This window comes from Streptomyces sp. R35, from assembly GCF_041053035.1.
GTDB classification, from domain to species: domain Bacteria; phylum Actinomycetota; class Actinomycetes; order Streptomycetales; family Streptomycetaceae; genus Streptomyces; species Streptomyces lutosisoli.
On sequence record NZ_CP163440.1, the window covers coordinates 3,475,351 to 3,488,749 of the forward strand.

The window sequence follows — 13,399 nt, forward strand, 5'->3', positions numbered from 1 at the left end:
CAAGTAACCCGGTAGCCTGGAGCCCATGGCCACGCAGAAGACACCCCGAATCGACCCTCTGACCCTGGAGGTCGTCGAGCTGATCGGCACGGTCGTGGCCCGCTACCACGAGGAGTACGAGGACGCGGCGGCCGAGCACGCGCTGACCGGCGCGCAGGCCCGGCTGCTGAGCCTGCTGTCACTGGAGCCGCTGCCGATGCGACGGCTGGCGCAGAAGCTGAAGTGCGAGCCGTCCAATGTCACGGGGATCGTGGACCGGCTGGAGACGCGCGGGCTGGTGGAGCGGCGCCCCGACCCCACGGACCGCCGCGTGAAGCTCGCCGCGGCGACGACAGAGGGCCGCCAGGTCGCCCGCAGCCTCCGCGACTCGCTTCGCTTCGCCCGGGAGCCGCTGGCGGGGCTGTCCGACGAGGAGCGGCTGTCCCTGCGGGATCTGCTGCGGCGGATGCTGGGTACGGACGGGTACGAAGACTGACCGACTGACCGACTGACCGACTGACCGACTGACGGACTGGCCGGGGCCCGGGGGTCAGCGCGCAGGCGGATGGTCCGGCCACGTGAACGCGTACGCCGGGTCCTCTCCCCTGCTCACCCGGACGAAGCGGAGCAGCTCGCGCGCGATGCCCGCGTTGCCCATCGCCCAGCCGGTGAGGGGTTCGAGTGTGCTCGGGTTGGCCCGGTGTTCGATGTTCGACCAGCGCGCGCCGTCGGCGTCGGCCGTCGCCCGGGCCGCGAGGTCGGCGACGAGGACATGGGCGAAGCCCTCGTCCTGGGCGGGCAGCTCGACCAGCCGGTCGCAGGCCAGCGCCAGCACGCCCGCCGTTCCGCAGCAGCGGCCGTTGTTGTCCCAGAAGCCCGGCCGCAGACGCCGCGGCAGGCCCGAGTGCGTCACGGTGTGCCAGCACCGGTCGGCGAGGGCCGCCCACTCGGGGCCGCCGAGGACGTCCCGGAGCAGGCGGAACACCTGGGCGTCGCCCGCCGGGCCGTGGCACCAGCCGTAGCTGTACCGCTCGATGAGCTCGGGCCGGTCCTGCGGGTCCGAGTGCGGGACCAGGAAGCCCTCGGGACCGGCTTCGTCGCGAGCCACCACGTCCGCCGCGCCGGCCCGCGCCAGTTCGACCAGGTCCGCGCGACCGGTCGCCCGGCCGACGGCGGTCAGGGCGTACACGATGCCCAGGGTGCCGTGGGAGATGTGGTGGAGCCGCGGTTCCCTGCCGTTGCGTATTTCCCAGTGCACACCGGTGCGGGTCTCTTCGGCCGTACGCAGGTAGGGGGCCGCCGCGAGGAGGGCCAGTTCGGTGTCGCCGGCGGCCAGCGCGCCGAGGGCGATGCCGGCGTTGCCGCCCATCAGCTCGAACAGCTCGCCCCAGCGTGTGCCGTCGAACCGGGACCGTACGACGTCCAGGGCCCGGTCCGCGGCGGCACCGGCGGCCGTGTCGCCCAGGGCGTCGTCGACGGCCCGGAGCGCGACCGCCATGCCGGTCAGGCCGAAGTGGAGGGAGCTGTTGTCCCAGTGCGGCACGGCCGCGGCGAGGCTCCGGGCGGCGCGCAGGGCGGTGTCGCCGTACCGGTCGTCATGGAAGTGCCGCCGGGCTTCGAGGAGTAGCGGAATGACGCCGGCCGTACCGCTGTAGAGCATGGGGTTGTGCTCGTCGTCGGACGGCCTGGTGGTCCAGGCGAGGCCGCCGCCCTCGGTGTCCCGCGCGACCCCGAGGAGCCAGCGCAGGGCGTCGGCCGCCAGCGCCTCCACCTGGTCCGGGTCAACTGCTTCCGGTCCCACGGCTTCCCGTCCCGCCTCGTCCGGTTCTGCCTCGTCCGGTCCCGCCCCACCCGCTCCCGCGCCCCCGCCCGTCACTGTCACGGTGCCAAGCCTGGCACGCGGCGCCGACGGCGCGCGAGGGTGTCGGGGTCTACGGCGCGGATCCGTGCGCAGCAGCAAATCGGGCGTTGCCCGCCAGGCCTACGTGCACCACCACAGGAACCGGTTGCACGTCTCCGACGGCGAGGGGGCCGGGGTCGGGGCCGAGGTGGTCGGAGACGTGGTGGCGGGGGCCGAGGTCTCGGGGGCCGAGGTCGATGCGGGGGCCGAGGTGGAGGGGCCCGGGGCCGTGCCCGCGGTGGACGACTGCTCGTCCTTGGTCTTCTTCTTGTCCTTCGCCGAAGCGGACGCGGACGGCGAACCGGAGTCGGACGCCGAAGCGGAGGCGTCGGGCGATTCGCCGGCCGAGCTGCCGTCGGAGCCCGCCGTGTCGCTGAGCGGCTGCGCCGTCTCGCCCTTGTCCGAGGACGCCGAACCGTCGGCCGACTTGGCGCCGGCCTCCGCGGCCGGCGTCGGGAGCAGCCCGGGTCCGTCGATGCCGAGCTCGGCGAGGCTCAGGCCGCCCGCCGCCAGGACGAAGCCCGCGACGATGAGCAGGGTCCGGCGCCGTCGGCGGCGGTGTGCGGCGGCCTTGCGGTCGCGTCGGCTCGCGCCGCCCGGTGCGTCCGGGCCCTCCGGGCCGCCCAGGTCCTCGGGGCCCCTTCCGCGGCTCCGGCCCCGGCCCTGGCTCCGCCGCCGGGCGGCCCGCCCGGGGCGGTCCTCCCCGTCGTCGTCCTCGTCGTAGAGGGCGTCGGCGTCGGCCGCGTCCGTTTCGGAGCGTGCGTCGGTCTCGTCCGCGTGTGTGCGGAGTTCTTCGGCTGGTGCGCCGCACCCCGGGCAGGCAAGGGCGCCGTTGAGGTGCCGTCGGCACGGGTCGCAGTAGTCCATGACGCGGGAAGACTAAGTTCCTCACAGGTAACGTTCATAGGCGCAGCTGTGAATGTTGTGTAGTGAACTGGCCGTTCCGGCGTGCCGAGTTGAGACACCCCCGAACATTCCCCGCCATCCTGCGCCCATCGCGTCGAAACCGTTATGTGTTCGACCCATTGACACTCCAGGGCCCACGTCCTTACTGTCACGCCAGCATTTCGAACGTGTGACGAAATTTCGAACAGAGCCGAAGAGCACAGGGGGCAACTGCCGTGCGCATCACGGGAATCAGCACACACGTGGTCGGGACGCCCTGGCGGAACCTGACGTACGTCCAGGTGCACACCGACGAGGGCATCACCGGAGTCGGCGAGACCCGCATGCTGGGCCACACCGACGCACTGATCGGCTATCTGCGGGAGGCGGAGGCCAATCACATTCTCGGCTCCGACCCATTCGCTGTCGAGGACCTCTTCCGACGGATGAAGTACGGCGACTACGGGCGCGCCGGTGAGATCGTGATGTCCGGCATCGCGGTCATCGAGATGGCCTGCTGGGACATCAAGGGCAAGGCCCTCGGGGTGCCGGTGTGGCAGCTGCTCGGCGGCAAGGTCACCGACAAGGTCAAGGCGTACGCCAACGGGTGGTACACCACCGAGCGAACCCCGGAGGCCTATCACAAGGCCGCCCAGGAGGTCGTCGCCCGCGGCTACAAGGCCCTCAAGATCGACCCCTTCGGGACCGGGCACTTCGAGCTCGACCACGAGGCGACCCTCTACTCCATCTCGCTCATCGAGGCCGTGCGCGACGCGATCGGCCCCGAGGCCGAGCTGATGCTGGAGATGCACGGCCGCTTCTCCCCCTCCACCGCCGTCCGGCTCGCCCGCGAGCTGGCGCCCTTCAAGCCCGCCTGGCTGGAGGAGCCGGTGCCGCCGGAGAACCTGAAGGCGCTGGAGAAGGTCGCCGCCAAGGTCGACATCCCGGTCGCCACCGGTGAGCGCATCCACGACCGCGTCGAGTTCCGCGAGCTCTTCGAGAGCCAGGCGGTCGACATCATCCAGCCCGACGTCGGTCACATCGGCGGCATCTGGGAGACCAGGAAGCTGGCCGCCACCGCCGAGGCGCACTACGTGCTCGTCGCCCCGCACAACGTGGGCGGGCCGGTCCTCACCGCGGCCTCCCTCCAGGTCGGCTTCAGCTCGCCGAACTTCAAGATCCTGGAGCACTTCAACGACTTCGCGGACGCGGACATCAAGAAGGTCGTGAAGGGCGCCCCGCAGGTCGTCGACGGCTACTTCCAGCTGTCCCACGAGCCCGGGCTCGGCGTGGAGCTGGACGTCGACGCGGCGGCCGAGTTCCCGCAGCAGCAGGCCCGCTTCGACCTGTGGGCGGACGGCTGGGAGCAGCGCAAGCCGAAGGGGTCGGAGTGAGCACCGCGGTCGTCATCGAGGCGCCGGGCGAGCACCGGATGACCCCGCACGAGCCCCGGCGGCCGGAGGCGGGCGAGGCGCTCGTACGCGTCCACGCCGTCGGTATCTGCGGCAGCGACCGCGAGGTGTACCAGGGCAACCGGCCCGACGGGTACGTCCGTTACCCGCTCACTCCCGGGCACGAGTGGTCCGGGACGGTCGAGGAGGTGGGCGCCGGGGTCCCGTCGACCCTGGCCGGCCGCAAGGTCGTCGGCGAGGGCTTCCGCAACTGTCAGGTCTGCGACCGCTGCCACGCGGGCGAGACAACGTTGTGCACGGCGGGGTACGAGGAGACCGGGTTCACCCAGCCGGGTGCGATGGCGACCACGCTGACGCTGCCGGCCCGGCTGCTGCACGTCCTGCCGGACGACGCCGACCTGACCGCGGCGGCTCTTCTGGAGCCCGCCGCCTGCATCGCGGCCGCCGCGCTCAAGGCGAACGCCCGGCCGGGCGAGCGGGTGGCGGTGGTCGGTACCGGCACGCTCGGGATGTTCGCCGTGCAGTTCCTGAAGGCGGGCTCCCCGGCCGAGCTGCTCGTGGTGGGCACCCGGCCGGACCGCGAGAAGCTGTCCCGGGACTTCGGCGCCACCGACTTCCGTACGCGCGACCAGGAGCTCCCCGACGACTTCGACGTCGTCATCGAGACCGCCGGGTCCGCGTCCGCCGCGCGCACCTCCGCCTCCCTGCTCCGGCGCGGTGGACGCCTCGTCCTGACGGGGATCCCGGCGGCGGGTGCCGAGGGGCTCGACCCCACCGATCTCGTCGTACGGCAGCTGGAGGTGCACACCGTGTTCGGGGCGCCGCCGGAGGCCTGGGCGCACACGGTGCGGGTCTTCGGCGCGGGGCTGCTGAACCCGTTGCCGCTGGTCACACACGAGCTGCCGCTCGCCGAGTTCCCCGAGGCCATCGAGCTGGTGGGGTCGGGCGATCCCAAGGTCGGAAAGGTCCTTCTGCGTCCATGAGCCGGGTACGTCCGCGCCCCTGAGCCGTACGCCGGTACGGAAGTCCTGACACTCCGTACCGGCGTACACCCACCGATACGAACCATGTCCGAAATATCGAACGCGAAGGACCAGCTTGTGACCGACGCCTCCCCTACGGCAGCCCGTCGACCCGGTGAGCAGGCGCTCGCCGCGCTCGGCCTGGGCGCGCCCGACCTCTCCCCCGCCGACGCCTCGCCGCACACCTTCCCGGGAGGCGGCCGCTGGCGCATCGAGGTTCCCTCCGTCGAGGGGCCCGAGGCGCTGGGCGTGGTCCTCAAGGAGTCCTCGCGGCTCGATGTGCCGATCCACCGGATAAGCCAGGGCAGCGGCGTCTGGATGCTGACCGACGCCGAGATCACCGAGATGGTCGAGGCCACCGGTGAACGCGACATCGAACTCTGCCTGTTCACCGGGCCGCGCGGCACCTGGGACATCGGCGCCTCCGTGCGCACCGACTCGCGCGGCGCCGGACTGCGCGCCCGGGGTCACGACGCGGTCGCCGGGTGCGTCGAAGACGCCGTCCGCGCGACGGAGTTGGGCGTCAAGTGCCTGCTCGTCGCCGACGAGGGCGTGCTGTGGACGCTGCACCGGGCCCGTGTCGCCGGGATCATCCCGGCCGACACGACCCTCAAGGTCTCGGCGCTGATCGGCCCGGTCAACCCGGCCGCCTACGCCGTGTACGAGAACCTCGGCGCCGACTCGGTCAACGTACCGAGTGATCTGACGCTCGATCACCTCACCGAGATCCGGCGGGTTTCCGCCGCCCCCATGGACATGTACATCGAGGCCCCCGACGACCTCGGCGGGTACGTGCGGATGTATGAGGTCGCCGAGCTGATCCGGCGCGGCGCACCGCTCTATCTGAAGTTCGGTCTGTCCAAGGCCCCCGGAATCTACCCGTACGGCCACCACATGCGGGACCTGACCCTCAACACGGCCCGGGAGAGGGTGCGGCGCGGCCGGCTCGCCCTGGACCTGCTCGCGCGGCACGGAGCGGACGGCGACATGGCGCCGCTCGGCACCCGGCTGCCCGGCGATCTCAAGCGATTCGACACCGCCTCATAACGTTCGAACAAACCCCCTTCACACAAGACCACACAGCCGCGCAGAATCCCACACACCTCTTCTCGGTCTCTCCCTCGTACGGCTCCCGGAGCATCGCCCGTATCGCGAGACCGAACCGGTCCAAGACATCAAGGATGATGATCATGCGTAACCGCAGAGCCGCTCTCGCCGCCATAGCCGGCGCCGCCTCCCTCGCCCTCACCCTGTCCGCCTGCGGTCAGAGCAGCGACGGCGGCAGCAAGGACACCAGCAAGGACACCAAGGGCGCCACGATCGGCATCTCGATGCCGACCAAGTCCTCCGAGCGCTGGATCAACGACGGCAACAACGTGGTCAAGGACCTCGAGTCGAAGGGGTACAAGACCAAGCTGGCCTACGGCGAGGACGACCCGGACCAGCAGGTCTCGCAGATCGAGAACATGATCACCCAGGGCGTCAAGGGCCTGATCATCGCGGCCATCGACAACAAGTCGATGAACAACGTGCTCCAGCAGGCCGCCGACGCCAACATCCCGGTGATCTCCTACGACCGCCTGATCCTCGGCAGCAAGAACGTCGACTACTACGCGTCCTTCGACAACTCGAAGGTCGGCGAGCTCCAGGGCAACTACATCCTGCAGAAGCTCGGTCTCGCGGACGGCTCCAAGAAGGGCCCGTTCAACATCGAGCTCTTCGCCGGCTCGAACGACGACAACAACACGAAGTACTTCTTCGGCGGCGCGATGAAGGTCCTCCAGCCGTACATCGACAAGAAGCAGCTCGTCGTCAAGTCCGGCCAGACCGCGCTGAACCAGGTCACCACCCTGCGCTGGGACGGCGGCACCGCCCAGAAGCGCATGGACGACATCCTGACCTCGTCGTACAAGAGCGCCCGGGTCGACGCGGTGCTCTCGCCCTACGACGGCATCTCCATCGGCATCCTCTCCTCGCTGAAGTCGGACGACTACGGCTCCTCCAGCAAGCCGCTGCCCATCGTCACCGGTCAGGACGCCGAGCTGGCCTCGGTGAAGTCGATCATCGCCGGCGAGCAGACGCAGACCGTCTACAAGGACACCCGCCAGCTGGCGAAGGTGGCCTCGAACATGGTCGACGCCGCCCTCAAGGGCAAGAAGCCCGAGGTCAACGACACCAAGACCTACGACAACGGCACCAAGGTCGTCCCCGCCTACCTGCTGCAGCCGGTGAGCGTCGACAAGACGAACTACGAGAAGGAGCTCGTCGCCACGGGCTACTACAAGGACAGCGACCTCAAGTAACCGCCGCCCCCTACTGATTGGAAGGCACGACCATGGCGGGACCCGTCCTGGAAATGCGCTCGATCGTCAAGACCTTTCCCGGCGTCAAGGCGCTGTCGGACGTCACTCTGACCGTCCAACAGGGCGAGGTCCACGCCATCTGCGGTGAGAACGGCGCCGGCAAGTCGACCCTGATGAAGGTCCTCTCCGGCGTCCACCCGCACGGGAGTTACGAAGGAGACATCCTCTTCGAGTCGGAGGTCTGCTCCTTCAAGGACATCAGGGCCAGTGAGCACCGCGGCATCGTGATCATCCACCAGGAGCTGGCCCTGGTGCCGTACCTCTCCATCGCGGAGAACATCTTCCTCGGCAACGAGCACGCCACGCGCGGGCTCATCAGCTGGACCGACACGCTGCGGCACGCCTCCGAGCTGCTGCGGCGGGTCGGGCTCGACGAGAACCCGAACACCCGGGTCGCCGACATCGGCGTGGGCAAGCAGCAGCTCGTCGAGATCGCCAAGGCGCTGTCGAAGCAGGTGAAGCTGCTCATCCTGGATGAGCCGACGGCCGCCCTGAACGACGAGGACAGCGGCAAACTCCTCGATCTCATCCTGGAGTTGAAGACGCAGGGCATCACCTCGATCATCATCTCCCACAAGCTGAACGAGATCGAGCGGGTCGCGGACTCGGTGACCATCCTGCGCGACGGGCGGACCATCGAGACGCTCGACGTGAAGGCCCCGGAGACCACCGAGGACCGGATCATCAGCGGGATGGTCGGCCGCGACCTGGAACACCGCTTCCCGGAGCGGACACCGCACAAGCCGGAGGCGGGCGCATCGCCCGCCCTGGAGATCCGCGACTGGACGGTGTTCCACCCGATCGACCAGCAGCGCAAGGTGGTTGACGATGTGTCAATCTCCGTGCGGCGCGGGGAGATCGTCGGGATCGCGGGGCTCATGGGCGCCGGACGCACCGAACTGGCGATGAGCGTCTTCGGGCGCTCCTACGGCCGGTACGCGAGCGGCACGGTGCTCAGGGACGGCCAGGAGATCCGTACGAAGAGCGTGTCCGAAGCGGTCGGGCACGGGATCGCGTACGTCACCGAGGACCGCAAGCACTACGGCCTCAACCTCATCGACACCATCAACCGCAACATCTCGCTCAGTGCCCTGGGCAAGGTCGCCAGGCGCGGGGTCGTCGACGAGCACGAGGAGCGGAAGGTCTCCGAGGGCTTCCGCAAGTCCATGAACATCAAGGCGCCGACCGTCTTCGAGCCGGTGGGCAAGCTGTCGGGCGGCAATCAGCAGAAGGTCGTCCTCAGCAAGTGGATCTTCGCGGGCCCCGAGGTGCTGATCCTCGACGAGCCGACCCGCGGAATCGACGTGGGCGCCAAGTTCGAGATCTACACGGTCATCGACAAGCTGGCGGCCGAAGGCAAAGCGGTCGTCTTCATCTCCTCCGAGCTGCCGGAGCTGCTCGGTATGTGCGACCGCATCTACACGATGGCCGCGGGACGGCTGACGGGTGAGTTCTCGCGGGCGGAGGCCTCGCAGGAAACGCTGATGCGTCAGATGACGAAGGACAAAGAGGTAACGCGATGAGCACGGATGTGACCGCCAAGACGCCGGCCCCGGCGCCGCCCGGCAAGAGCGGATCGGCCACGGGCGAGGGCCTGCTTCAGCTGATGCTGGACGGCATGCGCCGCAACATGCGGCAGTACGGCATGCTGTTCGCCCTCGGCCTGATCGTGGTGCTGTTCGCCGTGTGGACCAACGGCGACCTGCTGCTGCCGCGCAACGTCTCCAACCTGGTGCTGCAGAACAGCTACATCCTGATCCTCGCGATCGGCATGATGCTCGTCATCATCGCGGGCCACATCGACCTGTCGGTCGGCTCGCTGACGGCGTTCGTGGGCGCGATGGGCGCCGTACTGATGGTCAACCACGACATCTCCTGGCCGATCGCGCTGGTGATGTGTCTGGCCATCGGCGGGGCCGCGGGCGCCGCGCAGGGCTTCCTCATCGCGTATCTCGGCATACCGTCGTTCATCGTGACCCTGGCGGGCATGCTGACCTTCCGCGGTCTGACCGAGATCTTCCTCAAGGGCCAGACGATCGGCCCGTTCCCGGACGGTCTGCAGAAGGTCGCCAACGGCTTCCTGCCCGAGGTCGGCCCGAACACGAACTACCACAACCTCACTCTGCTGCTCGGCATCGCTCTGATCGCGTTCGTGGTGTTCCAGGAGGTCCGCGACCGCAAGCGGCAGCAGGAGTTCTCGCTCGACATCCTGCCCAGGAACCTCTTCCTCCTGAAGCTCGTCGCGCTGATCGCCGCCGTGCTCACCGTCACCATGCTGCTCGCCAGCTACAAGGGTGCTCCGGTGGTCCTGCTGATCCTCGGCGTCCTGGTCGCCGGCTTCGGCTACCTGATGCGCAACGCCGTCATCGGCCGGCACATCTACGCGATCGGCGGCAACCTCCCGGCGGCCAAGCTGTCGGGTGTGAAGGACAAGAAGGTCACCTTCCTGGTCTTCCTGAACATGGGCATGCTCGCGGCCCTGGCGGGTCTGGTCTTCGCCGCCCGCTTCAACGCGGCCTCGCCCAAGGCCGGTCTGAACTTCGAACTCGAGGCGATCGCGGCCTCGTTCATCGGCGGCGCGTCGATGAGCGGCGGCGTGGGCACGGTCCTCGGCGCGATCATCGGTGGTCTCGTCCTGGGCGTGCTGAACAACGGTATGAACCTCGTCGGCATCGGCACCGACTGGCAGCAGGTCATCAAGGGCCTGGTGCTCCTGGCGGCGGTCGGCTTCGACGTGTGGAACAAGCGCAAGGTCGGTTCGTAAGTCAGCTCGGGCCCCGCCGGCCAGCCGGCGGGGCCCATCCTTTATGGGAGCCGCTAGATGGAACTGAACAGACGCACGGTCATCGCAGGAGCCGCGGCGGCAGGGATAGCCGCCACCACGCTCGGCGGTACGGCACACGCCTCGGGAGGCAGGAAGCCGGTGAAGGAGCTCTTCGGGAAGCTCGCGGACGGCACGAAGATCTACCGCTGGTCGCTGGAGAACGGCGGCACGAAGCTCAAGGTCCTGTCCTACGGCGGCATCGTCCAGTCCCTGGAGATCCCCGACCGGCACGGCAAGTACAAGAACGTCTCCCTCGGGTTCGACAACATCGAGGACTACGTCGCCAAGACCCCGTACTTCGGCGCGCTGATCGGCCGCTACGGAAACCGCATCGGCAAGGGCCAGTTCACCCTCGACGGCACGAGCTACCAGCTCTCCGTCAACGACGGCGTGAACAGCCTGCACGGCGGGGTCAAGGGCTTCGACAAGCACGTGTGGGACATCGAGGGCTTCACCAAGGGCTCCGACGTCGGCCTGTACCTGTACTACACGAGCATCGACGGCGAGATGGGCTACCCCGGCACGCTCAAGGTGAAGGTCACCTACACCCTCACCAAGCACGGCGACTGGCGCCTCGACTACGAGGCCACCACCGACAAGGCCACCGTCGTCAACCTCACCAGCCACGTCTACTGGAACCTGGCGGGCGAGGGCAGCGGCTCGATCTACGACCACGAGCTGAAGATCGCCGCGGCCCGCTACACCCCCGTCGACTCCGGCCTGATCCCCACCGGTGAGCTGGCCAAGGTCGCGGGCACCCCCTTCGACTTCCGCCACACCAAGACGGTCGGCGAGGACATCCGGATCGCCAACCAGCAGCTGCTGTACGGCAAGGGCATCGACCACAACTGGGTCCTCGACAAGGGCATCACAGGCAAGCCCGAGCACGTCGCGACGCTGCGCGACCCGTCCTCCGGCCGCACCCTGAAGATCGCGACGACCGAGCCGGGCCTGCAGTTCTACTCGGGCAACTTCCTGGACGGCACGCTGGTGGGCACCGGCGGTCACATCTACCGCCAGGGCGACGCGCTGTGCCTGGAGACCCAGCACTTCCCGGACTCGCCGAACAAGCCGTCGTTCCCGTCGACCGTGCTCCGGCCGGGGCAGACGTACCGGACGACGACGGTGCACTCGTTCGGCGCGTGACGCTCTGAAGTAGCCCTTCACAGCCGGTTCACAATTTCCGCACGAATTCACAGCCGTTGAACAGCGCCACCTCCGTATCCGTATGGAAGGGCGGCCCGTGCTCCCCCGCACGGGCCACCCAAAGACGGAGGGCCCGTCCTCCCCGGCGGGCCCGCCCTATACGGAGGTTCCATGGCCGGCAATGTCACCTCGCTCTTTCGCGGCACTGCGGCGCACAGCCCCTCGATGGCCGCGCTGACGCGGGAGGGTGACGGGGCCGGTCCCGTGGACTTCTGCATCCCCTGCAATCCGTACTTCCCCACGCCCGCGATGTTCGACGAACTGGCGGGCCGGCTGCGCGAGATCATCACGTACTACCCGAGCAGCGCCGACACCATCACGGCCGAGCTGTGCTCGCTGCTCCAACTCCCGCCGCAATGCGTCGCGATGGGCAACGGTTCCACCGAACTCATCACCTGGATCGACCACTTGCTGGTCCGGGAGTCCCTCGCGATACCCGTCCCCACGTTCGGCCGCTGGACCGACCAGCCGCTGGAGACCGGCAAGCGGGTCGACATGTTCCCGCTCCAGGAATCCACCGGCTTCGCCCTCGACCTCGCCCAGTACGCCCAGTTCATCCGCTCCCGCGGCACCCGTGTCGCCGTCATCTGCAACCCGAACAACCCCGACGGCGGCTTCATCCCGCGCCAGTCGCTCATCCAGTTCATGGACGCGATGGCGGACCTGGACCTGATCGTCATCGACGAGTCGTTCCTGGAGTTCGCCGACGCGGAGAGCGAGCCGAGTGTCGTCGAGGACGCCGTGATGCGGCCCAACGTCATCGTGCTGCGCAGCCTCGGCAAGAACTTCGGACTGCACGGCATCCGCTTCGGCTATCTCGTCGCCAACCCGGCCCTGGCCGGCAAGGTCCGCTCCATGCTGCCCAAGTGGAACCTCAACTCCTTCGCGGAGACCGTGGTGTTCATGCTCAAGGAGCACGGCGCCGAGTACATGGAGAGCCTGCACATGGTCCGCCGCGACCGGCTCGACATGGCCCGCCAGCTCTCCGCGCTGCCCGGCCTGACGGTCTACCCGTCGCAGGGCAACTTCTTCTTCGTGCGCCTCCCCGTGGGCGCCGAAGGCACCGTGGTCCGGGACCGACTGCTCACCGAGCACCGGATCCTGGTCCGCGAGTGCGGCAACAAGATCGGTTCGTCCAGCCGCTTCCTGAGACTCGTGGTGCGCCCCCAGGTGGATGTGCGTCGCCTGGTGTCCGGCCTGGAGCAGGTGCTCTACGGGACCAGGAGGGGAGCCGCCGTACCTGAGCTGGGCACAGGGACCAGCTACAGCTCGGGTACGGCGGCGGTGGACCGCCTGGTCAGTGCCACGAACGGAGCGGGCATGCAGGGGCTCGCCGCACAGGCGGCCGCGTGGTCGGGCCCGGCCGCGGTACAGCCGGCGCAGACGCCCGCACAGATGCCCTCGCAGATCCCCTCACAGATGCCGAGCCTGCCGGCCCCGCAGCCGGCGGCGGTGGCGAACTTCCCCACGCCCCAGCCCGCCGCGATGTCCAGCTACCCGCCCGCGCAGCCCGCAGGGGTGTCGAACTTCCCCACCCCGCAGCCCACCGCCTGGCCTGCCGCGGCACAGGCACCCGGAGCCATGCCCGCACCGGCGCCGGCACCAGCACGGGCACCGGCACCGGCACCGCCCGGGGCCATGCCCGGTATGGCGCAGGCGCCTGCCGCCGGGCTGGGCGCCGCCGGAGGCCTGACGGCAGCCCAGGTCCGAGGCCGTACCCAGCCGGAACCGCAACCGCAGCCCCAGCAGCCGTCCGGCTGGCCGGCCGTGGGAGCCATGCTGTACGGCCAGGCGGGCTAGGCAGGCTC

11 protein-coding genes are annotated in these 13,399 nt (G+C 69.2%); 9 read left to right on the forward strand and 2 right to left on the reverse strand.

The features are described from left to right. The first annotated feature begins 25 nt into the window (after nucleotides 1–25). Nucleotides 26–475, forward strand: coding sequence for a MarR family winged helix-turn-helix transcriptional regulator (locus AB5J50_RS16020; protein ID WP_369258618.1), 450 nt, complete (start codon nucleotides 26–28; stop codon nucleotides 473–475). Between the two features lie 54 nt (nucleotides 476–529). Here the strand turns inward: AB5J50_RS16020 and AB5J50_RS16025 are convergent, their stop codons facing one another. Further along, entirely contained in the window at nucleotides 530–1,750 is a 1,221-nt protein-coding gene (locus AB5J50_RS16025) for a lanthionine synthetase LanC family protein (protein ID WP_369265409.1), read from the reverse strand. Nucleotides 1,751–1,960: 210 nt separating this feature from the next. After that, nucleotides 1,961–2,746: a hypothetical protein gene (locus AB5J50_RS16030; protein ID WP_369258619.1), complete on the reverse strand. Its 786-nt coding sequence runs from the start codon at nucleotides 2,744–2,746 to the stop codon at nucleotides 1,961–1,963. Between the two features lie 254 nt (nucleotides 2,747–3,000). Between AB5J50_RS16030 and AB5J50_RS16035 the strand changes: the two genes are divergently transcribed. The 8 genes from AB5J50_RS16035 (at nucleotide 3,001) to AB5J50_RS16070 (ending at nucleotide 13,391) form a co-directional block, all read left to right on the forward strand. Beyond that, on the forward strand, nucleotides 3,001–4,158 hold the full coding sequence (locus AB5J50_RS16035) for a mandelate racemase/muconate lactonizing enzyme family protein (protein WP_369258620.1): 1,158 nt from the start codon (nucleotides 3,001–3,003) through the stop codon (nucleotides 4,156–4,158). After that, on the forward strand, nucleotides 4,155–5,159 hold the full coding sequence (locus AB5J50_RS16040; RefSeq protein ID WP_369258622.1) for a zinc-binding dehydrogenase: 1,005 nt from the start codon (nucleotides 4,155–4,157) through the stop codon (nucleotides 5,157–5,159). Before AB5J50_RS16035 ends, AB5J50_RS16040 begins: the two co-directional genes overlap by 4 nt. Before the next feature lie 117 nt (nucleotides 5,160–5,276). Continuing rightward, on the forward strand, nucleotides 5,277–6,245 hold the full coding sequence (locus tag AB5J50_RS16045; RefSeq protein ID WP_330310080.1) for a hypothetical protein: 969 nt from the start codon (nucleotides 5,277–5,279) through the stop codon (nucleotides 6,243–6,245). 143 nt (nucleotides 6,246–6,388) lie between these two features. Further along, nucleotides 6,389–7,501 carry a multiple monosaccharide ABC transporter substrate-binding protein gene (gene chvE, locus AB5J50_RS16050; RefSeq protein WP_369258624.1) on the forward strand — a complete coding sequence of 371 codons (1,113 nt, stop codon included), beginning with the start codon at nucleotides 6,389–6,391 and terminating at the stop codon, nucleotides 7,499–7,501. Between the two features lie 32 nt (nucleotides 7,502–7,533). Further along, a complete protein-coding gene (gene mmsA, locus AB5J50_RS16055) occupies nucleotides 7,534–9,084 on the forward strand; it encodes a multiple monosaccharide ABC transporter ATP-binding protein (protein WP_369258626.1) in 1,551 nt (516 codons plus the stop codon). Continuing rightward, nucleotides 9,081–10,325, forward strand: a complete 1,245-nt coding sequence (gene mmsB, locus AB5J50_RS16060; protein WP_369258628.1) for a multiple monosaccharide ABC transporter permease — start codon at nucleotides 9,081–9,083, stop codon at nucleotides 10,323–10,325. Before mmsA ends, mmsB begins: the two co-directional genes overlap by 4 nt. A 57-nt stretch (nucleotides 10,326–10,382) precedes the next feature. After that, a complete protein-coding gene (locus AB5J50_RS16065) occupies nucleotides 10,383–11,531 on the forward strand; it encodes an aldose epimerase family protein (protein WP_369258630.1) in 1,149 nt (382 codons plus the stop codon). Nucleotides 11,532–11,702: 171 nt separating this feature from the next. Further along, nucleotides 11,703–13,391 carry an aminotransferase class I/II-fold pyridoxal phosphate-dependent enzyme gene (locus AB5J50_RS16070; protein ID WP_369258632.1) on the forward strand — a complete coding sequence of 563 codons (1,689 nt, stop codon included), beginning with the start codon at nucleotides 11,703–11,705 and terminating at the stop codon, nucleotides 13,389–13,391. The last annotated feature ends 8 nt before the right edge of the window (nucleotides 13,392–13,399 follow it).

What these genes read in the sequence shown, in the direction of transcription:
- AB5J50_RS16020 (WP_369258618.1), top strand. Translation starts at nt 26, where the DNA reads ATGGCCACGCAGAAGACACCCCGAATCGACCCTCTGACCCTGGAGGTC.
- AB5J50_RS16030 (WP_369258619.1), bottom strand. Translation starts at nt 2,746, where the DNA reads ATGGACTACTGCGACCCGTGCCGACGGCACCTCAACGGCGCCCTTGCC.
- chvE (WP_369258624.1), top strand. Translation starts at nt 6,389, where the DNA reads ATGCGTAACCGCAGAGCCGCTCTCGCCGCCATAGCCGGCGCCGCCTCC.
- mmsA (WP_369258626.1), top strand. Translation starts at nt 7,534, where the DNA reads ATGGCGGGACCCGTCCTGGAAATGCGCTCGATCGTCAAGACCTTTCCC.
- mmsB (WP_369258628.1), top strand. Translation starts at nt 9,081, where the DNA reads ATGAGCACGGATGTGACCGCCAAGACGCCGGCCCCGGCGCCGCCCGGC.
- AB5J50_RS16065 (WP_369258630.1), top strand. Translation starts at nt 10,383, where the DNA reads ATGGAACTGAACAGACGCACGGTCATCGCAGGAGCCGCGGCGGCAGGG.
- AB5J50_RS16070 (WP_369258632.1), top strand. Translation starts at nt 11,703, where the DNA reads ATGGCCGGCAATGTCACCTCGCTCTTTCGCGGCACTGCGGCGCACAGC.